This is a genomic window from Microbulbifer harenosus (genome assembly GCF_005771435.1).
Classification (GTDB): Bacteria; Pseudomonadota; Gammaproteobacteria; order Pseudomonadales; family Cellvibrionaceae; genus Microbulbifer; species Microbulbifer harenosus.
On sequence record NZ_VANI01000006.1, the window covers coordinates 80470 to 104005 of the forward strand.

Below are 23536 nucleotides of genomic sequence, written 5' to 3' on the forward strand. Positions count from 1 at the left end.
GATCACCCTCTTTCCTTAAGATGAATTTCCCAAGTTTTTCCATCACTGCCAAGCTCTTTTTTAATGATGTCAAACTCAGTGTCCGGTTTAAACAAGACCTCACCTTCCCCATTCGTGGCACTAAAAGAATCAATGCTGATTCCACTGTGAGTTTCCGCCGTTATCCTAACATTCCCTTTAAAGTAGCCATCGAAAGCGACGGAGCTTTCAGTAGACGTACTAGTAAACCCTCTATCTTTGTAGATCTTTCCAACCTCAGGGAAACGATCATGCACTTCAGCCTCGCTCATGCCGGTGCCCCTAAACACCCGCCCTGAATATCCATATCCTGGCACCGTAGACAGTTTTTCAAGAGCCCTGGACGCTGCCCGATTTACCGGTGCCCACTGAGAAATTAAATCAGGTCTTTCTCCCCTAAGCGCCCCATTCATGAGCTCGTAATTCGGTCCTGTATATGCTCGTAACGCTAACAACTCGTGTTCAAATAAATTTTCCTTTAAGGCCGGTGTCGAATCATACACTTCAAGAGAGGCACCTACGAAATTTCCGAAGTTGTTGCGTTCGACAACATTGTTGACCAACATATCTTCGACGACATCAAAGTCATCGGGGATAACCTCTTTGCAACTTAGGCCGTAAGGATCAATCCAACTATTTGGATTGCGAACATATTCGTAGTTGTTTACTCCCCCCAAAAGCCCAACAGGATCTTGCTGAGTAAACTGCCCACATTCCGGATCAAAAAACCTAAACCGGTTGTAATGCAGCCCACTCTCTTCATCAAAATATTGCCCCTGAAACCGAATCGGCTGCTCCACCTCATTGCAGTGCGCCACTGCAAGATTTCCGTAGGACTTGTAGCTGACGCTCCAGGCGACCTTGCCCCTTCCATTGGTCAGCGTGTCCGGCGTTCCCAAGTGGTCTAGGTGATAGTGATAGATCTCATCGTTTTCGCTTAAGGCGAGTGGTTTGAAAGTGCCCGGCTCGAAGTAGTAGCTGCGCTCTTTGAGATCCTGATCTGTACTAGTGTCGCGGGTGGTTTCCTGGAGCAATACATCTCCATCCCACAGGAATTCGATCCGTTTATCGGCATCGGTTTTGGCGATGCGTCTTCCCAGCGGATCATACTGATACTGGGTTTCGCGCTGCAGCTGTGCTTCACCGGCGTCATCCATCCGGTATTGAGCGACGGCAATCAGTTGGTGCTTGCTGTTATAGCGGTAGCGGGTCTGGAGTTTTTTGCCTTTGCCGCGCAGGGCGGCGATGCGGTTGCCGTGGATGTCGTATTCGTAGTGGGTATCACCGCGGAATTTGAGGCGGTTGCCGGTGACCTGGGTAGCGCTGGCCTGCTGTTTTGCTTCCTCCGGGGTTGCGGCCGCGGCGAGGATGTTGTGCGCGGGGTCGTGAATGAAATGTTCCGGGTTGGGGCCTTCTACCTGGGTGAGACGGTCGAGTGCGTCGTAGTGGTATTTGCGGGTGCCGCGCAGGCTGTCATCTATCTGGCTCAGCTGGCCGCTGCGGTTGTAGCCGTAAGCGCGCACCAGCAACGGCTGTCCGGATACAGGGTTTTCCACCGGGCCGCTGCTTTTACCCAGGCGCATTTTCTGCAGGCGGCCCTGTGGGTCGTACTGACTTTCGGTGGCGAGGCCATTGCCGTGCAGACGCTGGGTTTCGCGGCCCAGTTCATCGCGGGATATCTCGGCCAGCAGTTGTTCCACTTCTTCGCCCGCCGGTGTGCGGTGCAGGCTCTGGAACTGACCGGCAGCGTTGTAGCCGATGCGGAGCTTTTCTCCATTCGGCAACAGTGAGGCTATACGATTGCCGGCGGCGTCATACTCGTGGCGGATTTCGGCGCGGTCCTGCCAGTCGCCAATAAGGCGACCCGCAGCGTCGTATTGCCAACGCAACTTGCGGTGGGCATTTTCCGCTTCGGTCATCTGGCCGGCGCGGTTGTAGCGGAATGTGGTAATGCCGTCCGGAGTGGTTTCCTGAAGCAGGCGTCCGAAGGAATCGCGATCAAACAGGGTGTCGACACCCTTGCCGCTCTTGCCGGTGGAGAGGGGATCGGTCACCGCGCGGCTGGCGATCAGATGTCCGGCCTTGCTGTAGGCGTAGCGGGTTACACGGCCATCAAAGCCCACTTCTTCGATCAGGCGCTCACGCAGGTCGTATTTGAGCTGGTATTGCTCGCCTTTCTCATTAACCAACCCGATCAGGTTGCGCTCGCCGTCGTACTGGTATTGCAGCTGGCTGCCGTCGGGATTGGTGCGGGCTTTTACCTGGCTCAGGCCGTCGTAGCTGTAGCGGGTGCTGCGCCCTTCCGGGTCGACAATCTCGGCAATCAGGCCCTGAGGATTGTAACGATATTCGGTACGGCCGCCATCGGGGGCGGTGATGGCACTGACCCTGTCTTGGGCATCGTACTCATACCGGGTGCTGAGCCCAGGCCCATGCTGTACTTCAATCAACCGCTGGGCAACGTCGTAGCGATAGTGTTGCGAGCGACCCGATGCGTCGTGTACGGCAGACAGTTTGCCCTGTGGGTTCCACAGGTAGCGGGTGGTTTGCCCCAATGGATTGGTGATACTGCCGATCAGGCCGATGGGGTTGTAGCTGTAATGGGTAGCCTGTCCGAGCGGATCAATGCTCGCGGTAATTTGTCCGCGTTCGTTGTACTGCCGCTGCCAGATACGACCGGCGGCGTCGGTAACTTTTGCTGGTTGCCCCGCAGCGTTGTACTCAATCTTATGTACACCGCCGCCGACATCGGTTTTCGCTGTGAGCCGACCCAGGTCGTCGTACTCGAAAATTTCGCGGCGGTCGATACCCTCTTCCGATGGCAGTTGCACCGAGACCGGTTGCCCCATCGTGTTGTACGTATAGAGTGTTTCCGCACCTTCCGCATCGCGGTGATAGATGGGCAGTGCGCGATCGTTAAAACGATAGCGTTCGGTACCGCCACGGGTATCGGTGACCGATACGCCCCTGCCGTCGTCGTCCCAGGCAAAGGTGTAATCATAGGTGGCCTTGCCATCAATGGGGTCGCCCCATTGGCGCAGGCAGCGCGCGCCGGGCCCAGTGTTGTCCCACAGGAAATGGAAGGAGTATCCGGATTTCAGAGTCCGCTTCTTGATGAGGTGACCGCTGAACTCGTACTCTTCACTGTGCCCATTGGCATCGGTTGCACGGATCAGGTCACCATGATCGCTGTACTCGTAGCGGGCGAGTGTTGAGATATGGCCATCGCGGGTTTCTTTCTTCAACTCACCGATGCGACCATCCACCGGAGTAATATGCAGCGCTTCGCTGAGGCTGCTCTCCACGCAGATGAGTTGTTTGTTCACATAGTGGAAACGATAGAAGTTACCGTAGCCATCGCGGATTTCTGATAACAGTAGCGCATCGCTATCCGCCGACACTGACCTGAAGTGTTTTTGGACACCCTGCGGGGCACCATAAGGTGTAACTATCCAGTGGTCCGCGCTATTGCGCGTGATGCTCAACTGCTCCACCACGTTGTAACTGCGCCCGCTGCAACCGGGAATGGGCAGACTGATCACTCTCCCTTCGGCATCGTACAGCTCAACAACATCCCGAGATTTCCGCACCACGAGTTTTTCCGCGAGCGTGTGACTCCAGCCAACCCCGAGTCCGGAATCTGTGTGGTTACTGCTGCGATAGGTACGCGCTACGGTCAGTGGCAGCGGACCGTCGAGCACCGCATCAACCAGGGTAAGACGCTCTTCACCGGTCTTCAGGTTGATGGGCTCTCCCCCTTCACAGGCGCGCGCATTGCATTGAGTGGTCTGGCCATCTCCGTTAACGCCAGTTGCACCGCTCGCCTTATCCTCTTCGCTGGCAATGGACGATTCCTGTTCGCCGCTGTCCGATTTGTTTTTATCCGCGTCGTTCTGGGATCTGGATTTTCTCGCCGCCGGGCTGCTTTCCGGCCCGGCCAACGGCGACACTGTAACCTCCTCCGTCGGCAGGGAGTCGAAGGAGGTACCCTCGCCTTTCGCGCTCTGTGCCTTCTGCAACCGTTTGCGCTGCTTCTGGTACTTGGCGAAGTCCAGCATCAGATCACCGACATCCTTGAAGCGGAACATCAGGCGTGCATTCTTGGCCATCGCGGCAGCGCCGCCCACACCACCGGTAAAAGCGGCCAGCACAATGGTGAGGGCGATTTCAAATACACCACCGCCGGCAAATTCGGAAATCTCCAGGCTGTGCTGAGCTTTTACATAGTCTTTGGCAAAGCGACCGATGTCACTGCGCAGGCCGGCATCGTCATAGACCAGATGAGCGACTTCAAAGGCCTGCTCCAACTGCTCTGCGGTGATCGTGGTAGGATCAAAGCCGAGTACGTCGACCACTTCTTTTCTTGCATTTCCCAGATATTCCCTGGTGGAGGCATCGAAGCTTTTGTCGTGCGCGTAGTAGTCGTACGCGGCGTTCAGCATTTCAGTCTGCATGCGGATGGGGTTGATCACCATCGCCACTTCCGCAAGGTCCTTGGTCCATACCGCCAGATTCCAGACCGCCTGTCCGAAGCCTTTGGCACCCTGCGCTATATGCGCGCCAACCTTTTCCAGCTCAGTGCGTTTCTCGTGAACCGCCTGAATGCGGGCAGCTTCGGCCCGCTCCTCGGCGATGATTTTCTGCAGCGCCATGCGAATCTGGTGGCGGATGCCCGACTGGCGATTGTTCAACGCTGCTTCACCAAACGGAGCGGCTTCTACCAGAATCTGATGCTGCCTTACCGCGGCGTATACCGCCTTGTGATCGTCAGAAAAATGTGCCGGAGCACCGGGGAATTGCCGGGTGTGCAGCAAATCGCCGCTGCCAAAAACCTTTTCAAAGGAGTGATTGAGAAGCTTGGGGGCGAGGAATGCCTCGAAAATCTGGTCGAGCGCATCGGTGGGGAAGCTGGCGAGCAGATCCGCTGAAAAGTCATTGTCAAAAATAGTAGGCGCGCTGGCCCAGCCTTCCGTGACCCGAAAACGTTCGCCGCGTTGAGTTTCAACGTAAATCTGCATGAATTTTCCCTTTCGTGCGCCGTAGGCGGGTATATCGCCACGCAATTCCGTAAGGGATAAATTCTAAAAGAAGAGTGACTCCCAGCAAAGCCGGGCGGGGTATAAGTTGTGGCAAATGTGGAATGTTTAAAAGAAAGTCTCGCGCCGGCCACCTGACTGTTACGACAGTACCAAGTAAATCCTTGTACCAGATCTTCGATAATTCAGAAACCGTGCGCGCCGGCTTTACCGGCGCACACAGGCATCCAGCTGCATTCGATACAGCTCGGCCATATTGTCCTCAAAGCAGCAAAAAATGACGTGTCGCGGGCCGCCATCCCGATCCAGATGAACTTGCACCTGCTCTACCGCGATTTCTACGGCGAGTTCGGGAGGGTAGTCGTAAACGCCGCAACTGATGGCAGGAAAGGCGATGGAATGTGCATTTTCGCGCCGGGCGAGATTCAGGCACTGTCGGTAACAACTGGCGAGCAATTCCGGCTCCCCCAGATTCCCCCCACGCCACACTGGGCCTACGGTGTGGTAAATACGCCTCACCGGCAAACGGAATCCCGGAGTAGCGCGCACATCCCCCACCGGACAACCGCCAATCTGGCGACAGGCTTCAAGCAGTTCCGGGCCGGCAGCACGGTGGATGGCACCGTCCACGCCGCCACCACCGAGGAGCCTATGGTTGGCCGCATTGACGATTACATCTACATGCAACCGAGTGATATCACCGAGGTGTACTTCGATCACTCTAATTACTCCAGCCGCGGCACCAACCGCCAATTGCGCATCGCTGCGCCAGTGTCGCAATCAGATTGCTGCTACTGCCCCATTAACTGACGGTGGCGCGTGGATATTCCTTCGGGGCAATGCGTCACGGCACTTACTAAAACAATAGCAGCTGAGGAGAGCACGAACCCCGGCAAAAGCTCGTATATATCGAAGATCCCACCGGAAAGCTGTTTCCAGATCACTACGGTTATACCCCCTACCACTACCCCAGCAATGGCGCCCGCCCCGGTCATGCGAGACCAGTACAGGCTGATCAGGATGGCCGGGCCAAAGGCCGCACCCAGCCCGGCCCATGCATAGGCCACCACATCGAGCACCTTGGAATCCGGCTCCATCGCCACGCCGACGGCAATCAGCGACAGTGCGACAACCGCCCAGCGGCCAACCTTGAGGACACTTTCCGACGTTGCCCTTTCGCCGAACCAGACATGGTACATATCCTCCGCAAGGGCTGCGGATGACACCAGCAGCTGTGAGTCGGCGGTGCTCATGATGGCCGAGAGGATCGCCGCCAACAGAATTCCGGCCACCAGCGGGTGGAATATGGTTTCCACCAATGCCATGAAAATGCGCTCGCCATCCGGCAATGTCTCTGTCAACTCCAGGTGGCCGAACAGCCCGACGCATATGGCACCGAGAAAGCCCGCCAGCGACCACACTGCAGCCACCGTCGCTGCCGCCGGCATGTCATCCGGGTGCCGCAATGCCTTGAAGCGCGCAAGGATATGCGGCTGCCCGAAGTAGCCGAGGCCCCAGGCGAGCGAGCTCAGAACCGCCGCCATACCGAGGGATTTGCCGGTGGAATCGCTCATCCAGTGCGTCAACTCCGGATACTGTGTCTTCATGGTTCCCCAGGCTGCGCCCAATCCACCTTCGTCGGAAATCACTACCACTGGCACGATCACCAGCGCCAGGCTCATCAACAGTCCCTGAAATACATCTGTCCATGACACGGCGAGAAATCCGCCAAACAGCGTATAGGAGATCACTGCCACGGCGCCGATCACCACCGCCCACTGATAATCCCAACCAAACACCGTTTCAAACAGCTTGCCCCCCGCAATCAGACCGGAAGCCACGTAAAACAGGAAAAACAGCAAAATGAAGAAGGCACAGATGATGCGCAGGTAGGGATGCCCCATGTTGAACCGGCGATGCAGATAGGCCGGTACCGTGAGCGAATCGTCGAGCGCATAGGTATAAATCCGCAGCCGCCGCGCCATGGTTGTCCAACTCAAAACAATACCGCTGAACAGGCCGATGGCGATCCAGCCGGAAGACAGGCCACTCGCATAGGCAGCGCCTGGCAAACCAAGCAACAGCCAGCCGCTCATATCCGACGCACCGGCACTGAGCGCAGCCACCGCCGGCGGCAGCGAGCGTCCACCCAGAAAATAATCACTGGCGTCTTTGGTACGCAGATACGCGTAGACGCCAATGACCAGGATCAGGGCCAGGTACGCGACGAAGGTTAAGGCGACAAGCCACTGTCCAGACATGTGAGATTCCCCGTCAGAATTGGCAGATCCTGCCTTCTTTGGCGAAAGAATAGGCTGAATCCATCGTTATTGGTCTTTATTGCGCGCAAATCTACCTATTCGCTGGCGTTTACTCAATCGGCAAACTAAACCAAGGTGGTAAAGACGATATATTTCCAGTGTTCGAAATCCACCATGGATGGTGCTTTCAGGCTGAGAAGTAAGGAAATTGCCAAGCGATATGGGTATATGCATTGACGAACTCCGCTTGCTCGTCGTTCGTCCCACACTCAAGCAACTGCGCGCCTGGTCTCCGGGAATGGAGGCCCTGCTGCTCGGCACCGCGGCCCAGGAGTCTGAACTCGGGTTTCATCTCAAGCAGGGTTCCCGCCACGGCATGGGTATCTTTCAGATTTCGCCCAGCACGCACCGTCAGATATGGGACAAATACCTGATCAACTTTCCCGCGCTCGCGTCCAAAGTCCGCGGACTGGCCAGCCAACGGGACTTCCTGCAGCACCCCCACGCCGAGCTCGCCACTAATCTCCGCTATGCCACGGCTATCGCCTGGCTCGTGTATCGCTCTGCGGGGGTGGAAAACGTGGAGTACAGTGACCTTCCGCGGATGGCAAAACTGTGGAAGAAACACTTCCATCACGGCCCCAGCGCCAGCCTGCGAGATTTTGTCGACAGTTACCGCAAGCTGATTAACGTCATGGAAAATCCCACGCTGCAAAACGAAGCAGCCGCGGTAGATACCGCGGCTGCCAATAAAACCGACACGCTGTTGACCGAAGACGACACTACAGATTGCGCGCCTCAATGTACAACGGCTGGGAAGCCTCAGCCGGCCTCTCTCCACGCTCCGTCTCCAGATCCTCTTCGCGAGCATCTTCCGGAATCCAGGAATCCACATACTGCTCAATCGAACGCGCGTCCACCATCGGCGCGGGTTTAGAGCGGTCCAGCTCCAGGCTCTCGAAATCGTAAAGATCCCGGTCTGCCAGCTGCGAAGGCGACACGCGCGTAAGCGCAGCAAAAATGTTGTCACTGCGGCCGGGAAACTTCTTGTCCCAGTCATTCAGCATCCCTTTGATCGCCTGCCGCTGTAAGTTTTCCTGACTGCCGCACAGGTTGCATGGAATTATGGGGAACTGCTTGTGCTCCGCAAACGCGATCAGATCCGACTCGCGACAGTATGCCAGCGGGCGAATAACAATATTGCGCCCGTCGTCCGCACGCAACTTCGGAGGCATCGCCTTCAGGCGGCCGCCGTAAAACATGTTGAGAAACAGCGTCTCGACGATATCGTCCTTGTGGTGCCCAAGCGCCACCTTGGTCGCCCCAATCTCCTCGGCAAAACCGTACAGAGTTCCGCGGCGAAGGCGGGAGCAAAGCCCACAGGTTGTCCTTCCCTCCGGCACCACCTCCTTCACCACACTGTACGTATCCTTGTTCACGATGTGGTAGGGCACGCCGATGGACTGCAGATATTCCGGCAGAATATGCTCCGGGAAACCCGGTTGCTTCTGGTCCATATTCACCGCCACCAGTTCAAAGTGCACCGGTGCGGTCTTCTGCAGGTTCATCAGGATATCCAGCATCGCGTAGGAATCCTTGCCGCCGGACAGGCACACCATCACCTTGTCGCCCTCTTCAATCATGTTGAAGTCGGCGATCGCCTTGCCCACATTGCGGCGCAGGCGCTTCTGCAGCTTGTTGAATTCCAGCCGCTCGCGGCGGTTTTCCAGATCAGACATGGGTAAATCTCAATCTCACAAACGACGATAAACGTCATTTGCTACGAAGTAATTCATTGGAATACGAAGGTGCTGACGCCGATACAGCTTTGCGAGACCTTCCGCGAGAGGGACCTCGCGGAAGAGCCCCCATGGATGGGTTCACGGCGTGTCTCGCAAAGCTGTATCGGCGGCAGTACCGCCACGGACCCGACTACGGAGTTTTCCCCGGGTGATCCGAAAAATCAGGCGGCGATTGTACGCTTTCCGATCAGGAAGTGCACAGGCTATCGGACTGTGTATTCCCATTGCCTTTCAATATGGTTTCCAGGCAGGGCCACACATGGTCCAGCAACGCCGGCTGGGCCTTGGCGGTGGGATGAATACCATCCGTCTGCATCGCCCCGTCCTCCAGTGCCACCGTCTCCAGGAAAAAGGGTACCAGCGGCACCTGCTCAGACGCCGCCACCTTTGGATACACGGCCGCAAACGCCTGGGTATACGCCTTGCCATAGTTCGGCGGCATCTGCATACCCAGCAGCAACACATCCGCCCCCTGCTCCCGCGCCAGCTGCACCATTCGCGCCAGATTCTGCTGCAGCGCCCGCGGCGGATAGCCCCGCAGGCCATCATTACCGCCAAGCTCCACCACCAGCCAGTCAGGCCTGTGCTCGCTCAATAAGCGCGGCAAGCGCGCCAGCCCGCCGGCGGACGTCTCCCCACTTACACTCGCGTTCACCACCTTCACCGCCAGCTCCCGCTCCGCCAGCCGGTTGCGCAACAACTGCACCCAGCCCTCCCGCTCATCGATCCCGTAGGCCGCACTGATACTGTCCCCCAGTACCAGTAAAGTCCCTCGGACGACATCCCGAACCTCGCCCTGTTCATCCGCACTGGCTGCCGATGCGTATAACAAAACGATCAACAGCAGACTGCGCGAGATAAAACCGGTGGTCAGGTGCCGGAAAAAAACTGCCGCCATGTCATACTCTCCACTTCTGAATACGCACATTTTGCAGAATTTACAGGGACTTGCCATGTCAGTGATGCTCCAAGCCGAAAACCTCCACCATCGGGTTACCACCAGTGAAGGCCAGCTCACTCTGTTGAACGACATCTCCCTGCAGCTCCAGGCCGGCCAAAGCCTCGCCATTACCGGCGCATCGGGCTCCGGCAAGTCCACCCTGCTCGGCCTCCTCGCCGGCCTCGACCGCCCCTCCGACGGCCGCATCTGGCTCGCCGGCGAGGAAATAACCGCGATGGACGAAGAGCAGCGTGCAGCCCTCCGCGCCCGCTGCGTCGGCTTTGTCTTTCAGACCTTTCAACTGCTACCCGGCCTCACCGCCCGGGAAAACGTCATGCTGCCCAGCGAGCTGCGCGGTGAGCGCAATGCCGGCAGGCGTGCGCAGGAGTTCCTGGAACGGGTCGGCCTCGGCCACCGGCTGCACCACTACCCTCGCCAGCTTTCCGGCGGCGAGCAGCAGCGCGTAGCAATCGCGCGGGCGTTTTGCAGTATCGCAGACAACGATGTGTCCTCAAGCAACGGCATTTTGTTCGCCGACGAACCCACCGGCAGTCTCGATGCTCACAATGGCGAGAAGGTCATCGACCTGCTGTTCAATCTCAATGCCGAGACCGGCACTACCCTGGTGCTGGTGACTCACGAACAGCGTCTCGCCGCGCGCTGCGGTGCGCACCTGCGCATGGACGCGGGGGAGATCACCGCCGGCGACCAGCCCGGTTCACTGGCAGAGGTGTCTGCCTGATGCTACCGCTGAAACTGCTGAGCCGCGATTGGCGCGGCGGCGAGCTGGCCCTGATCGCCACCGCCCTGATACTGGCGGTGAGCAGCGTCACCGCCATCGCCCACTTCTCCGATCGGCTCACCCGCGCCATGCACATTCAGTCCCAGAGCTTTCTGGCCGCCGAGCGGGTACTGAAAAGCAGCCGGGAGGTGCGCGCAGAATGGCTGCACAAGGCCGACGAACTGGGCCTGCGGCAGGCCCGCACGGTCACCTTTGCCTCCATGCTCGCCGCGGGGGATGAATTTCAGTTTGCCTCGGTCAAGGCCGTGAGCGACGGCTATCCCCTGGTGGGCCACCTCGAAATGCGGCAAACCGTCGATGGCGAATCGCGCGTCGTGCAGCAGGGCCCTCAGCCCGGCCATGTATGGCTGGAAGCGCGCCTGCTGCCGCTGATGCAGCTCGATATTGGTGACCAACTGCAGCTGGGTGACCGCAGCTTTACCGTCAGCGGCATCATCGACCACGAACCGGATCGCGGCGCCAATCTCTTCTCCATGGGCGCGCGTCTGATGATGCACAGCGACGATCTCGCCGCCACCAACATTCTGCAACCCGGCAGCCGCGTCGACTACCGCTACCTGTTCGCCGGCGATGACAAAGCACTGGAAAACTACGTCAAATGGCTGCGCCCGCAGCTCACCCTGCACGAACACATTACCGACCTGGAAGAGGGACAGCCGCGGGTGGCACGCACCCTGGATCGCGCCGAGAGCTTCCTGTTCCTCGCCGCCAGTCTGGCGGTGCTGCTCGCCAGTGTCGCCGTCGGCCTTGCGGCCCGTCGCTACGGCCTGCGCCACGCCAACTATGTGGCAGTCATGAAAAGTCTCGGCGCCGGCAAGAACAAGATACTCGGCATCTACATCGGCCAGATGACCGCGCTTGCCTTCATCGCCACCGCCGTCGGTCTCGCTATCGGCTCACTGATCCAGGCCCAGGCGGTCAATCTGCTGGCCGGCTTTTTTCCGGTCACGCCACCGCCCAGCGGGTTGCGGCCATTACTGGTGGGGCTCGCGACCGGCCTCGCCTGCGTTATCGGTTTCGCCCTGCCGCCCCTGTTCCGTCTGGCCCAGACCGACCCCATGCAGACCCTGCGCCAGGACTGGAGCAACCCGGACAAACGCGAGTGGTTCGGCCTGATCCCCGGCCCACTCTCCATGCTACTGCTGATCTGGTGGCTCTCCGGCAGCATGGCTATCACCCTCGCCCTGCTTACGGGCCTCGGCCTGCTGGTGGCCGGTGCTGCCGCCATCAACCGTCTGCTGGTGCGCGGACGGCTCGCCGCACTTGGCGGCAGCTGGCGCATTGCCCTCGGCAGCCTGCAGCGCCGCGCCGGCTTCAACACTCTGCTAATTGCCGCCTTTGGCACCGGCCTGCTGGCCATGCTCGCCATGTTCTACGCCCGCACGGCGTTGATCGACGAGTGGAAAATGCAGTTGCCGGAAAATGCGCCCAACCACTTTCTGGTCAACATCGCCCCCTATGAACTGGACGGCGTCAAACAAAAAATTGCCGGCAAAAACCTCGAAGGCACCGAGTTCTACCCCATGGTGCGCGGACGCCTAATTGCCGTGAACGGTACCCCGGTCACCGAGCGGGACGAGAAAGACGGCGCCATCCGCCGCGAACTCAACCTCAGTTGGACCGACACCCTTCCCGCCGACAACAAAATCGTCGCCGGCGATTGGTGGAACGAAAACCTGAAAGAAGGCGTATCCGTGGAAGTCGAAGTGGCCGCGCGCCTCGGCCTCAGCCTCGGCGATGTATTGCGCTTCTCGATCGGCGGCCTCGAAACCGAAGCCACCGTCACCAGCTTGCGCACCCTCGACTGGAACAGCATGCGCCCCAACTTCTTCATGCTGTTTGCCCCCGGCAGCCTCGACAGCTTCCCGGCCACCTACATTCAGAGCTTCTACCTGCCGCCGGCAGACAAGCTGTTCGTCAACGAACTGGTAAGAGAATTCCCCAGTGTCAGCATCATCGAACTGGATAAAATCCTCGAGAACATCCGCGATACCATCGGCCAGGTCGCCATCGCAGTGGAATCCGTACTCGCCCTCATGCTCGTCGCCGGTGTACTGGTCCTCATCGCCGGTGTGCGCGCCAGCATCGCCGAACGTTTGCAGGAAGCCGCCGTCATCCGTACGCTGGGCGGCCGCCGGCAATTGCTGGTTCGCAGCCTGATGATTGAATTTGGATTGCTCGGGATTGCCGCGGGATTGCTTGCGGCCTTTGGAACAGAAGCGACACTGGCTGTGCTTACGCAGCGGGTGTTTGATATGCCGTTCCACTTCCACCCGGGACTTTGGCTGCTAGGGCCGCTTGTTGGTGCACTGCTGGTAGGGACTGCGGGCACATTGGCGTGTAGAAGCGCTGTAAGCCAACCACCCTTGAAAGTCCTGCGGGAACTGGCCTGATACGACTTCGCAACGCTGGATTCCGGCCTTCGCCGGAATGACGGCAGAGCGAATTAAAGGCCTTTTTACGAAGCACAACTCTACAACGCGAAGGCAAGGTGCCGGGGATGGGGTTTCAGGAGCGTCGCAAACAGGATGTTTGCACCGCAGCGCCCATGGATGGGTTGAAGGGGGCGCCTAGCCCGGTCCTGAAACCCCATCCCCGGTGCCTTGCCGCCACCAAACAAGACCAAAGTACCAATTACAAATGATCGATCTGGAATTCGACAAAAAACATATCTGGCACCCCTACTCCTCCCTGATCAACCCGCCCCCCGTCTACCCAATCACCAGAGCAGAAGGCGTAAGGATTTATCTGGAAGACGGCCGCGGATTGATCGACGGCATGAGTTCCTGGTGGAGCACCCTGCACGGCTACAACGTCCCCGAGCTGAATGCCGCCATGCAGGCGCAGATGGAAAAAATGAGTCACGTCATGTTCGGTGGCCTCACCCACGAGCCCGCCATCGAACTGTGCAAAAAACTCGTCGCACTCACCCCCGAGCCACTGCAGAAGGTCTTCCTCGCCGACTCCGGCTCCGTCTCCGTCGAAGTCGCTATCAAAATGGCTCTGCAGTATTGGCAATCCCAGGGCAGACCGGAAAAAAACCGCTTACTCGCACTCCGCAATGGTTACCATGGCGACACCTTCGGCGCCATGGCCACCTGCGACCCCGTCAACGGTATGCACCATCTGTTCGCCAGCCAGCTCACCCAGCATATATTTGCCCCGGCACCGGCACCAAAGTTCGACGAATCCTGTACGGAAGAAGATATTGCTGAACTGCAACAACTGGTCGAACGGAACCATCAGCAACTGGCTGCCGTGATCCTCGAACCCATCGTGCAGGGCGCCGGCGGCATGCGTTTCTATTCCCCGGAATATCTCAAACGCGTGCGCGAACTCTGCGACACATACAACCTGCTGCTGATCGCCGATGAAATCGCCACCGGTTTTGGTCGCAGTGGCAAACTGTTTGCCTGCGAACACGCGGGGATCTCACCCGATATCCTCACTCTGGGCAAGGCACTAACTGGCGGCACCATGACACTTGCCGCAACACTATGTACAGACGAAGTAGCACAGGGCATCTGCAATGGCGAAGCCGGCGTATTCATGCACGGCCCGACATTTATGGGAAACCCAATGGCCTGCGCCGTGGCCAACGCCAGCATTGATTTATTGTTGCAACGTGACTGGCAACAGCAGGTGAGCGACATAGAGCAGCAGCTGAGGCAGGAACTGGCACCATTGAAAAATGCCGAAAGTGTGGCCGATGTGCGTGTGCTCGGCGCCATCGGTGTGGTGGAAATGAAACAGCCAGTGAACAACAGAACCCTGCAGGAAAGCCTCATTGAGCGGGGCGTGTGGCTGCGGCCATTCGGCAAACTGGTGTACACCATGCCTCCATACATCATCAACTCTTCAGACCTGGCTGATCTGACAAAGGCAATGAACGAAGCGCTGTGCGTAGTTTGATAGCTGTAATGCATCACAAAATGTAAAAGCTGGCGGGGAAACCTTTCCCGTTGTAAGTCGAAAGACGTCCTTCTTGTGCGAGCCAAAGCCTCGCCGGGCAGCCTGCCTGCCCGAAAAAATAATTTACAAGAAGGAATCCTCACAATGCGATTGATCAGAGCCACCAAGCCGCTCAGCGCCGCCATTGCAGCGACGCTGGCCGGTTCCGCACTTGTTTCTTCCGGTGCCTATGCCGCCAACTACGGCGAAGCCCTGCAGAAGTCCATCTATTTCTATGAGGCCCAGCAGTCCGGCCCTATCCCCAGCTGGAACCGCAACGAGTGGCGCGGTGATTCCGCGTTGCAGGACGGCGCGGACCAGAATGTGGATCTGACCGGTGGCTGGTACGATGCCGGTGACCACGTAAAGTTCGGTTTCCCGATGGCAGCGAGTGCCACCATGCTGGCCTGGGGCGTGGTGGAAAATCGCGGGGCCTACGCCCAAACGGGGCAACTGCCGCATATGCTGAATAACCTGCGCTTTGTCGCGGATTACTTCCTCAAAGCGCACACTGCACCCAACGAACTCTGGGGCCAGGTGGGCAATGGCGGAACCGACCACGCCTGGTGGGGCTCCGCCGAAGTGATGCCAATGGCGCGGCCTTCCTACAAAGTGGATGCCAGCTGCCCCGGCTCGGACCTGGCGGGGGAGACCGCGGCGGCGCTGGCTGCGATTTCCATGGTGTTCGAGTCCACTGATGCCAGTTATGCGGCAAACCTGTTGCAGCACGCGGAGCAGCTGTACAGCTTCGCCGACAACTACCGTGGCAAGTACAGTGATTGCATCACCGACGCCGGCAGTTATTACAATTCCTGGAGCGGATACAACGACGAGCTGGTATGGGGCGCGGCGTGGCTGTATCGCGCTACTGGAGAGCAGTCTTATCTGGATAAGGCCAACAGCTACTACGCCAACCTTTCCACCGAGCCACAGTCCACCATCAAATCTTACAAATGGACCCACGCCTGGGACGACAAGAGCTACGGCAGTTACGTGCTCATGTCGCAACTCACTGACAATCCACAGTACCGCGCCGATGCGGAGCGCTGGCTGGATTACTGGACCACCGGTTACAACGGCAGCCGCGTCACCTACACGCCCGGTGGCCTGGCGCATCTGGATCAGTGGGGCGCGGCGCGCTATACCTCCAACACCTCGTTTATCGCGCTCGTTTATGCGGACTATCTGAACGAAGTGGATCCTGGCAATCCCAGGGCACAGACCTACTACGATTTCGCCGCGGGGCAGATGGAGTACCTGCTCGGCGATAACCCGATGAACATGAGCTACCAGATCGGGTATGGCTCCGTGTATCCCACCTCCCCACACCATCGCACCGCCCACGGCTCCTGGAATGACAGCCTGGCCGACCCGATAGACAACCGGCACACCTTAGTCGGCGCTCTGGTCGGTGGCCCGGATACGTCTGACAACTTCGAGAACGATCGCGGCGATTACGTGTTGAACGAAGTAGCCACGGATTATAACGCCGGCTTTACCGGTGCACTGGCGCGACTGTGGCTGGATTTCGGCGGCAACCCGATTGCGGAAGGCAGTTTTCCGGCGCCGGAAAACCGCGACACTGAGTTTTTTGTGGACGCAAAACTGAATTCCAGCGGCCCCCGTCACACGGAGATCAGCGCGCGGCCACATAACCGCAGTGCCTGGCCGGCACGCCTGACTGACAACCTCAGCATGCGTTACTGGATAGATATTTCCGAACTGGTAAACGCGGGTCACTCCGCCAGCGATCTGCAACTCTCCAGCGCTTACAGCCAGGCCAGCGGTTTCAGCGGCCCGCACCCCTGGGGCGACCCGGCAGACAACATCTACTATGTGGAAGTTTCCTTCGCAGGCGTGGATATCTATCCCGGTGGTCAGTCACAAACCAAGAAGGAAACGCAGTTCCGTGTCGCCGTCGGTGAGGGCCTGCCCTGGGACCCGAGCAACGACCCGTCCTGGGACAACTACAACAGCGAGCGCACACCTGCACCGCTGATCGCACTGTACGATAACGGCGAACTGGTCTGGGGCCAGGAACCTGGTGAAGGTTGCGGCGGTGATTCCGGAGTTAACTGCGCGCCGACTGCGCAGGATGTGAGCGTGCAAACCGGTTTTGAATCCCAGGTGATGGTTAGCCTCTCGGGCGCGGACAGCGACGGCAGCATTACCGCCTACACCGTGGAAACAGGACCGGCCAACGGCAGCCTGAGCGGCAGTGGGGCGGAGTTGCTCTACACCCCGGATGCCGGCTTCTTCGGCGAGGACTCATTCACCTATACCGTCACCGACAACGGGGGCGCTGTATCGCCGGCGGCCACGGTTACCATCGACGTGGAGTCCCCTCCTGTGCCCGCGGTCAGCATCACCTCTCCCGCCAATGGCAGTACATTCGAGGAAGGTGAAGACATTACCGTGCAATACACCCTGCAGTATGCGGACGGGGTAAATCTGTATGTCGACGGTGTACTGACATCCAGCGCAAACGGAGCTGTCGACCTGGTGATCCCAGCGCCGAGCCTTGGCGACCATCAGATTGAAGTGCGCGCGGTAGAGGACGCGGAAGAACTCGCAGTCAGCGACAGCATCACTATCACCGTGGAAGCGGAATCCACCGGCGGTGGTGATGGCGTCATCTGTGAAGCGGTCAGCGCAGATACCTGGAATAACGGATTCGTGCTGAACAATGTCACGATCACCAACGATGGCAGTGAGGCAATCCAGGGATGGGAAATCCAGCTTACCTTTGCCGAGCCGATCACTCTGGTGAACGGCTGGAGCGGTGAGTTCAGCCTCTCTCCCGACGGCCGCGTGGTGACCATTTCCAATGCCCCATGGAACGGCGGTTTGGCGCCAGGTGGTTCCACAACCGTCGGGTTCCAGGGTGGCCACAATGGGAACTTCAGCCTGCCGGCGTGCAGTGGCGACTGAATATTTCACTGAGTAGAACTCGCACTCGGAACCACTGTGAACATCAAATGAGGTTCACAGTGGTTCCAACTCGGCAGAAATAAAAGAAAAAAAGCGGAAACAAAAATAACAAGAGAAATAAACGATGAACCGGATACCCAATTTTTTCCGCGCCGGCTTCCATCCCTGTGTATGGGGCGTGGTTACCACCGGTAGCCTGCTGCTGCCAATACCAGCGCTATCGCAGCAGGCCGTCTCCTGCGACGTGGAGTACCCCATCAGCGACTGGAACGGCGCCTACCAGGTAGATGTCGGCATCACCAATACCGGCAGCGCGCCCATTGCCGGCTGGACCCTGGAATGGGAGATTGGTACAGGCGAAAATCACAGCGGCGGTTGGAACGCCAGCATTGTGCAAAGCGGCACCCATATCACCGCGTCCAATACCGCAAGCCACTGGAACGGCACCATCGCTCCCGGCGCCACCCAACGCTTCGGTATCCAGGTAACCGACACAACGCCACCGGCGCAGGTGCCGGGTGCATTTACGCTAAACGGCACACCGTGTAACGGCGGCGATACAGGGAGCTCATCCAGCAGCTCCTCCGGCGGCAGCTCATCCAGTTCTTCCTCAAGTTCCTCGTCGGGCAGCAGTTCTTCGAGCGGCGCCTCCGCAGTTACCCTGCAGGAAAACGCCGCTGGCTTCTGCGGGGTGGACGGCACAATCGACAGCAACAACGCCGGCTTTACCGGCAGCGGTTTTGCCAATACGGAAAACCTGATCGGCACGCGTATTCGCTGGAGTGTGAACGCGACCTCCGCTAGTGATTACCTTCTGGACTGGCGCTTCGCCAATGGTGGTATTGCGCGCCCCGCCAGCGTGCGGATCAACGGTACGAACCTCGCGAACGTGGATTTCCCCACCACCGGTGGCTGGACCAGCTGGAGTCAGGCGAGTGCGGTCGTCTCACTTGAGGCGGGGGAAAACAGTGTGGAACTGGTGGCCGACGGCAGCGACGGGCTCGCCAATATCGACTCGCTTACGGTTACCGGCGACAGCCCCGCAGCGGGTGCATGTATCTCCAGCGGCGCCGGCAATTACCGAATGGAACGCCTGACCCGCGGCGTTACGGTGGTGCCCACCGGTGGCGGTAATTTGGTGAGCTGGCGCATTCTCGGCACCGATGATCCCGGGGTGGCCTTCAATCTCTACCGCGATGGCCAGAAGGTCAACAGCGCAGTCATTAGCGGCGCGAGCAACTTTCTTGATAGCGGTGCCTCGCCCGGTGCACAGTATTCCGTGCGTGCGATCACCAATGGCAGCGAGGGCGCGCCCGCCCCCGCAGAGCTGGTGTTTAATAGCAGTGGCTATTTCGATGTACCGTTACAACGCCCGCCGGGTGGTTCCGGTTACACCTATTCCGCCAACGACGCCAGCGCCGCGGATCTCACCGGTGACGGACAGTATGAGCTGATCGTGAAATGGGACCCAAGCAACTCCCGCGACAATTCCCAAAGCGGCGTCACCGGTAACGTTTACGTTGATGCCTACCGGCTGAATGGCGAACGTCTGTGGCGCATCGACCTCGGTCGCAACATCCGGGCCGGCGCTCACTACACCCAGTTCCAAGCCTTCGACTACGACGGCGACGGGCGCGCGGAAGTGGCCATGAAAACGGCCGATGGCACCGTGGATGGAACCGGGAATGTGATCGGCAATGCCGCTGCGGACTACCGCAATTCCTCCGGCTATATTCTCTCCGGCCCGGAATTCCTCACCATTTTCAACGGCGCGACCGGGGCCGCCATCGACACGGTCAACTACCAACCTGCACGCGGCAGTGTGAGCAGCTGGGGCGACAGCTATGGCAACCGCGTCGACCGTTTCCTCGCCGGCACCGCCTGGCTGGACGGCGAAACACCAAGCCTGATTTTCTCCCGCGGCTACTACACCCGCACGGTAATCTGGGCAGTGGACTTCGATGGCCAGAACCTCGCCACCCGCTGGATTTTCGATTCGAATCAAGCCGGCAGCCAGTATGAGGGCCAGGGCGCCCACAGCCTGTCTATCGCGGATCTGAACGGCGATGGTCGCCAAGACATCGTGTTCGGTGCCATGGCCATCGGCGCCAACGGACAACCTCTGTGGAATACCCGTCTGTATCACGGCGACGCGCTGCATGTGAGCGACTTTGTACCCAGCCGCCCCGGCCAGGAAGTGTTCATGCCAGGTGAACACAGCGACCAGCCCTCTTCACGGTTGATCGACGGCAGCAACGGCTCGGTGATCTTTCAGACCACCGCCGGCGGCGATAACGGCCGCGCCGTAGCCGGCAATGTGTGGGCGGGTAATCCCGGTGGTGAGTTCTGGTCGTCGCGGGTGAGTGGCCTGCTAAACGCCAATGGCACTAGCATTGCTTCCAAACCCGGCTCCACCAATTTTCTGATCTGGTGGGATGGAGACGGTGAACGGGAGCTGTTGGACGGAACCCATATCGACAATTACGATCCATCCGCACGTCTGCTGACCGGTTCCAACGTGGTCTCCAACAACGGCACCAAGGCCACACCATCGCTGTCCGCGGACCTGTTCGGCGACTGGCGGGAGGAAGTGATCTGGGCCACGAGCGACAGCTCCGCCCTGCGCATCTATGCCACCTCCCATGTAACGGATCTACGTATCCCAACCCTGATGCACAACCCGCAATACCGCGCTGCCATCGCCTGGCAGAACACCGGCTACAATCAACCACCACATCCGAGTTTTTATATTGGCAGTGACGTTCAGACTTATCCTTGGCCGGACATCCACACCTCAAGATAAGCCAGAAAAACTATTTCTAAATGACTCTGCAGGGAAAGCCCATGTTGAAAAATATCCGCGTTCTTTCCTGATATTTTTGAACTAGCTTTCTACTTTCCGGGGGAACGTGGCTATGGAAGGCTCGCCCCCAAGAGTCAACAGCGCCAACACCACTCCGAACACCTTTTATTCACCCGGATACCTCCCCCCCAAAATGCGCCATAAATTGATGTGGTAGGAAGCCAGTGTTGTTATTATCGGATGCCTGCGGGCCTGGGCTTGAACTTGAGCACGTAAAAATGTTCGCGCAATCATATTCAGGAAATGCAGTAATGACTAACAGGGAGAGTCAATGCCGTTCGATATATTCAAGCGCGTTTCACGGGCGCCCACCAACCCCAAAGACACACCGCGCTCGCGGACCTTTGATGTTGCCGACCTCTATCAGGGGCCGCTACAAAGCGAATTTGATACCACTGATACGGCGGTTGCACTCGATGAAAAGCTTCGTCAGGCCTACTTCTGGGTCGTCAACAGTGCCATTATCAGTCCCCACTACGACATCGAATACAACGACACCCCACCGCAAAGTTTTGTGGTGGGCGATAGCAAACGCCGCCTGACGCTGCCCTCCGCCCAGAGCTACTCCAGCTATGTACTTTTGCCACTGCTGACCTTCGCAACCCGGCGAAAATGCCTTTTTGTGGGCGGCCCAGGGCGCGGCAAAACCGCCAGCGCCATTCTCATGGGCGTGCTGGCGGGCTACCCGGTTAAGGAAGTGCGCCGGGCCATGCAGCACGGCCATCCACAGATGACCATTGCCGACCTGCTCGGCAACCCCTTGCCCGCCGATCTGGTGGGTGCCCAGCGTATGGAAGACATCCGCATCGCATGGCGGAACTGGCTCGGTATGCGGGTCAAAATCATCGACGAGTACAACCGCATTCCAACCCGCACGCAAAGCGCGCTATTGACGGTTATGGGGGACAACTACGCCGAGGTACTGAACCACATTTATGAATGCCCCGAATCGGCCTGGTACCTGACTGCCAATGACGATCAGGGCGGAGGCACGTATCAGGTGATTGAAGCACTACGCGATCGCATCGACGTTATCGTGCAGGCTCTGGCATTCAATCCACGTTTTCTGAGCGACCTGCTGGTGCGTATTGAGGAAGGTATCCGCCCGGAGGAAGTGGTACCCAAGGAGATCGTGTTCAGCGAAGCAGAAATCGATCAGATGCACGGCGAAATACTGCAGGTGGAGCTGCCTGCCCCCCTGCGCCGGCGTCTCGAATTTTTTACCAGCCAGTTCGAACTTTCCGAGACCGCTGGTGCCCAGTTTGAATACATGACCAAGGACACCGCGCGTTTGTCGGCGGTCGACTGGGCACAGCTGGTCGCTGCCGACAACGGGCGCGACCGTCTTAAGGATCTGGGCTGTCAGACCCTGAATGGCCTATCCGTGCGCAACCTTATGACGCTGCTCGTCTACGCCAAGGCGCTGGCCTATTTCCGTGGTAACAATTCAGTGGAACTGGAAGACCTGCGCCAGATTCTACCCTTCGTCCTCAACGACAAACTCCGCGCCGATCTGGATGCGCCCTTCTTTTCACTGCCACAGAATGCCGCTTACCGTTGCGACAGTATCAGCTGGTTGCGCCATCTCTTTGACCTTTCGAACGCAGAATACGAAAGGCTGGGGCTTGACCAGGAAGATCCGATCACACAACTTGAACAGGAATTCAGCCTCGGCCTGGAGTCCGTCAGCGAAAGCGAAACGCGCACCCGAATCAACAGAATCGAGCGTCTGGTTGCCGAGTGGTGCAAAGGGCGCAAACTCTATGGCCACCTCTACGACGATCTGCTCAAGCTCAAATACCTGCATCAGCGTTATACAAATTATCTGCACTGGCTTCGATCACAGAAATGACCATCAGCTCCGAGTTTCAAGAGGTCCTGCGCGCTGGCCGGCCCGACTTCAATGCCCGGGCTGCGGAAGCCCGTCACCGCTATCCATCCTTCAACAGCGAGCTTTTGGGCCAGTTTCTGACGCACAGCGTCGATCCATTTGTAGCAGCTGCCGCGCCCGAGTGCCGCGGTATTGTCGCCAGTGCCGCTTACGATGTAGCACTCGAGCTCGTGGGGCGTGAGCTTGCCGGTGGCCACACACGGGGCCGGTTGCTGGACCGATTGTGGCAGGAAGTGCTGCCTGCGCTGGTCGGAATATTGCCCGCTCAACCGGCTCCGATGCTGTGCGCTCTCTGCAATGCACTGTTGAATCTGCACGCACAGGGCGCCCGCGCCGAGCAATGGCTGCAGCTGTTGCTGGAGCAGGCTCCCCAAATCAGAGGAGATGTATTACCCGACATCGGTGTTTTGGCGGCATGGCGCGCCGGAGCCGTGCAGTTTCGCTTCGCTGCATTGCGCCTGGCCAGTGCGCACCCGCAAGCAGCAAGCGCGATTCTCGGACTGCCGGAACAGGGGGAGCTGACCAAACAGTTGCCCCTGCTGGAACGCGACCCATGGCTTCTCAATCCGGGCAACGCCAATGTCTTAGGACATGAGGTGGGTAGATTCACAGGCTATGGCGGTCATTTTCCCACCCCCCCGAGCGTGCGCGCTTGTGCTGCGGGATTTATGGTGAAAAGTGAAGACCGCTATTTCCTGTTGCTTGCCGACAGTTTCGGGGCGCTACTGCTGCCCGCCAGTGCGAACGAATACCTTGCCGCAACGGACTATCAGGCACCGGCATCACCTGCCCCAGGCCTGATTGACGGCGGCCTGCACACCCTGCGCGGACGGGTCGAGCACAGCTTCTGCCGGGACGACTTGCAACTGGCCTGGAACGAGCATAGTGCCGCACTGTATTCACCCTACAGTTTTTCAATTTATGTGGTGCCCTGGCGATGAAGCCCGACGTTTCAGAACAATTGCTGACTCGATGGCAAGAAGCCTGGCCCCGGGCACTGGCGGTATGGAGCCAGTTCACGCGCTTGTCCGATCCGCGGCT

Annotated in this window: 12 protein-coding genes; 7 read left to right on the forward strand and 5 right to left on the reverse strand. The window is 58.6% G+C overall.

Features of this window, described 5'->3' with window-relative positions:
- Nucleotides 1-2: 2 nt before the first annotated feature.
- From FDY93_RS06180 to FDY93_RS06205, 5 genes are all read right to left on the reverse strand, one after another.
- The gene (locus FDY93_RS06180; RefSeq protein ID WP_138234874.1) at nucleotides 3-5036 is read right to left on the reverse strand and encodes an RHS repeat-associated core domain-containing protein; all 5034 of its coding nucleotides are present in this window, start codon (nucleotides 5034-5036) and stop codon (nucleotides 3-5) included.
- 225 nt (nucleotides 5037-5261) lie between these two features.
- On the reverse strand, nucleotides 5262-5774 hold the full coding sequence (locus FDY93_RS06185) for an O-acetyl-ADP-ribose deacetylase (RefSeq protein ID WP_138234875.1): 513 nt from the start codon (nucleotides 5772-5774) through the stop codon (nucleotides 5262-5264).
- Between the two features lie 71 nt (nucleotides 5775-5845).
- Nucleotides 5846-7315 (reverse strand): sodium/proline symporter PutP, encoded by a 1470-nt coding sequence (gene putP / locus FDY93_RS06190; protein ID WP_138234876.1) that lies wholly within the window; start codon nucleotides 7313-7315, stop codon nucleotides 5846-5848.
- A gap of 782 nt (nucleotides 7316-8097) precedes the next feature.
- Nucleotides 8098-9054 (reverse strand): tRNA 2-thiocytidine(32) synthetase TtcA, encoded by a 957-nt coding sequence (gene ttcA, locus FDY93_RS06200; protein ID WP_138234877.1) that lies wholly within the window; start codon nucleotides 9052-9054, stop codon nucleotides 8098-8100.
- A 250-nt stretch (nucleotides 9055-9304) separates the two neighbouring features.
- Nucleotides 9305-10015 (reverse strand): arylesterase, encoded by a 711-nt coding sequence (locus FDY93_RS06205; protein WP_138234878.1) that lies wholly within the window; start codon nucleotides 10013-10015, stop codon nucleotides 9305-9307.
- 55 nt (nucleotides 10016-10070) lie between these two features.
- On the opposite strand from FDY93_RS06205, the gene FDY93_RS06210 reads away from it, so the two are divergent.
- The 7 genes from FDY93_RS06210 to FDY93_RS06240 all read left to right on the forward strand — a co-directional run bounded on the left by FDY93_RS06210 (nucleotide 10071) and on the right by FDY93_RS06240 (nucleotide 23436).
- Nucleotides 10071-10799, forward strand: coding sequence for an ABC transporter ATP-binding protein (locus tag FDY93_RS06210; RefSeq protein ID WP_138234879.1), 729 nt, complete (start codon nucleotides 10071-10073; stop codon nucleotides 10797-10799).
- Nucleotides 10799-13252: an ABC transporter permease gene (locus FDY93_RS06215; protein ID WP_138234880.1), complete on the forward strand. Its 2454-nt coding sequence runs from the start codon at nucleotides 10799-10801 to the stop codon at nucleotides 13250-13252. The genes FDY93_RS06210 and FDY93_RS06215 overlap by 1 nt, the downstream gene beginning before the upstream one ends.
- 247 nt (nucleotides 13253-13499) lie before the next feature.
- Nucleotides 13500-14771 carry an adenosylmethionine--8-amino-7-oxononanoate transaminase gene (bioA, locus tag FDY93_RS06220; protein WP_138234881.1) on the forward strand — a complete coding sequence of 424 codons (1272 nt, stop codon included), beginning with the start codon at nucleotides 13500-13502 and terminating at the stop codon, nucleotides 14769-14771.
- Between the two features lie 144 nt (nucleotides 14772-14915).
- Nucleotides 14916-17741 (forward strand): glycoside hydrolase family 9 protein, encoded by a 2826-nt coding sequence (locus FDY93_RS06225; protein WP_138234882.1) that lies wholly within the window; start codon nucleotides 14916-14918, stop codon nucleotides 17739-17741.
- Between the two features lie 124 nt (nucleotides 17742-17865).
- Nucleotides 17866-20544, forward strand: a complete 2679-nt coding sequence (locus tag FDY93_RS06230) for a rhamnogalacturonan lyase family protein (RefSeq protein WP_138234883.1) — start codon at nucleotides 17866-17868, stop codon at nucleotides 20542-20544.
- 331 nt (nucleotides 20545-20875) lie between these two features.
- Nucleotides 20876-22456: an AAA family ATPase gene (locus tag FDY93_RS06235; RefSeq protein WP_138234884.1), complete on the forward strand. Its 1581-nt coding sequence runs from the start codon at nucleotides 20876-20878 to the stop codon at nucleotides 22454-22456.
- Nucleotides 22453-23436 carry a hypothetical protein gene (locus FDY93_RS06240; RefSeq protein WP_138234885.1) on the forward strand — a complete coding sequence of 328 codons (984 nt, stop codon included), beginning with the start codon at nucleotides 22453-22455 and terminating at the stop codon, nucleotides 23434-23436. The genes FDY93_RS06235 and FDY93_RS06240 overlap by 4 nt, the downstream gene beginning before the upstream one ends.
- Nucleotides 23437-23536 lie beyond the last annotated feature (100 nt).

What these genes read in the sequence shown, in the direction of transcription:
- FDY93_RS06180 (WP_138234874.1), bottom strand. Translation starts at nt 5,036, where the DNA reads ATGCAGATTTACGTTGAAACTCAACGCGGCGAACGTTTTCGGGTCACG.
- putP (WP_138234876.1), bottom strand. Translation starts at nt 7,315, where the DNA reads ATGTCTGGACAGTGGCTTGTCGCCTTAACCTTCGTCGCGTACCTGGCC.
- ttcA (WP_138234877.1), bottom strand. Translation starts at nt 9,054, where the DNA reads ATGTCTGATCTGGAAAACCGCCGCGAGCGGCTGGAATTCAACAAGCTG.
- FDY93_RS06205 (WP_138234878.1), bottom strand. Translation starts at nt 10,015, where the DNA reads ATGGCGGCAGTTTTTTTCCGGCACCTGACCACCGGTTTTATCTCGCGC.
- FDY93_RS06210 (WP_138234879.1), top strand. Translation starts at nt 10,071, where the DNA reads ATGTCAGTGATGCTCCAAGCCGAAAACCTCCACCATCGGGTTACCACC.
- FDY93_RS06215 (WP_138234880.1), top strand. Translation starts at nt 10,799, where the DNA reads ATGCTACCGCTGAAACTGCTGAGCCGCGATTGGCGCGGCGGCGAGCTG.
- bioA (WP_138234881.1), top strand. Translation starts at nt 13,500, where the DNA reads ATGATCGATCTGGAATTCGACAAAAAACATATCTGGCACCCCTACTCC.
- FDY93_RS06225 (WP_138234882.1), top strand. Translation starts at nt 14,916, where the DNA reads ATGCGATTGATCAGAGCCACCAAGCCGCTCAGCGCCGCCATTGCAGCG.
- FDY93_RS06230 (WP_138234883.1), top strand. Translation starts at nt 17,866, where the DNA reads ATGAACCGGATACCCAATTTTTTCCGCGCCGGCTTCCATCCCTGTGTA.
- FDY93_RS06235 (WP_138234884.1), top strand. Translation starts at nt 20,876, where the DNA reads ATGCCGTTCGATATATTCAAGCGCGTTTCACGGGCGCCCACCAACCCC.
- FDY93_RS06240 (WP_138234885.1), top strand. Translation starts at nt 22,453, where the DNA reads ATGACCATCAGCTCCGAGTTTCAAGAGGTCCTGCGCGCTGGCCGGCCC.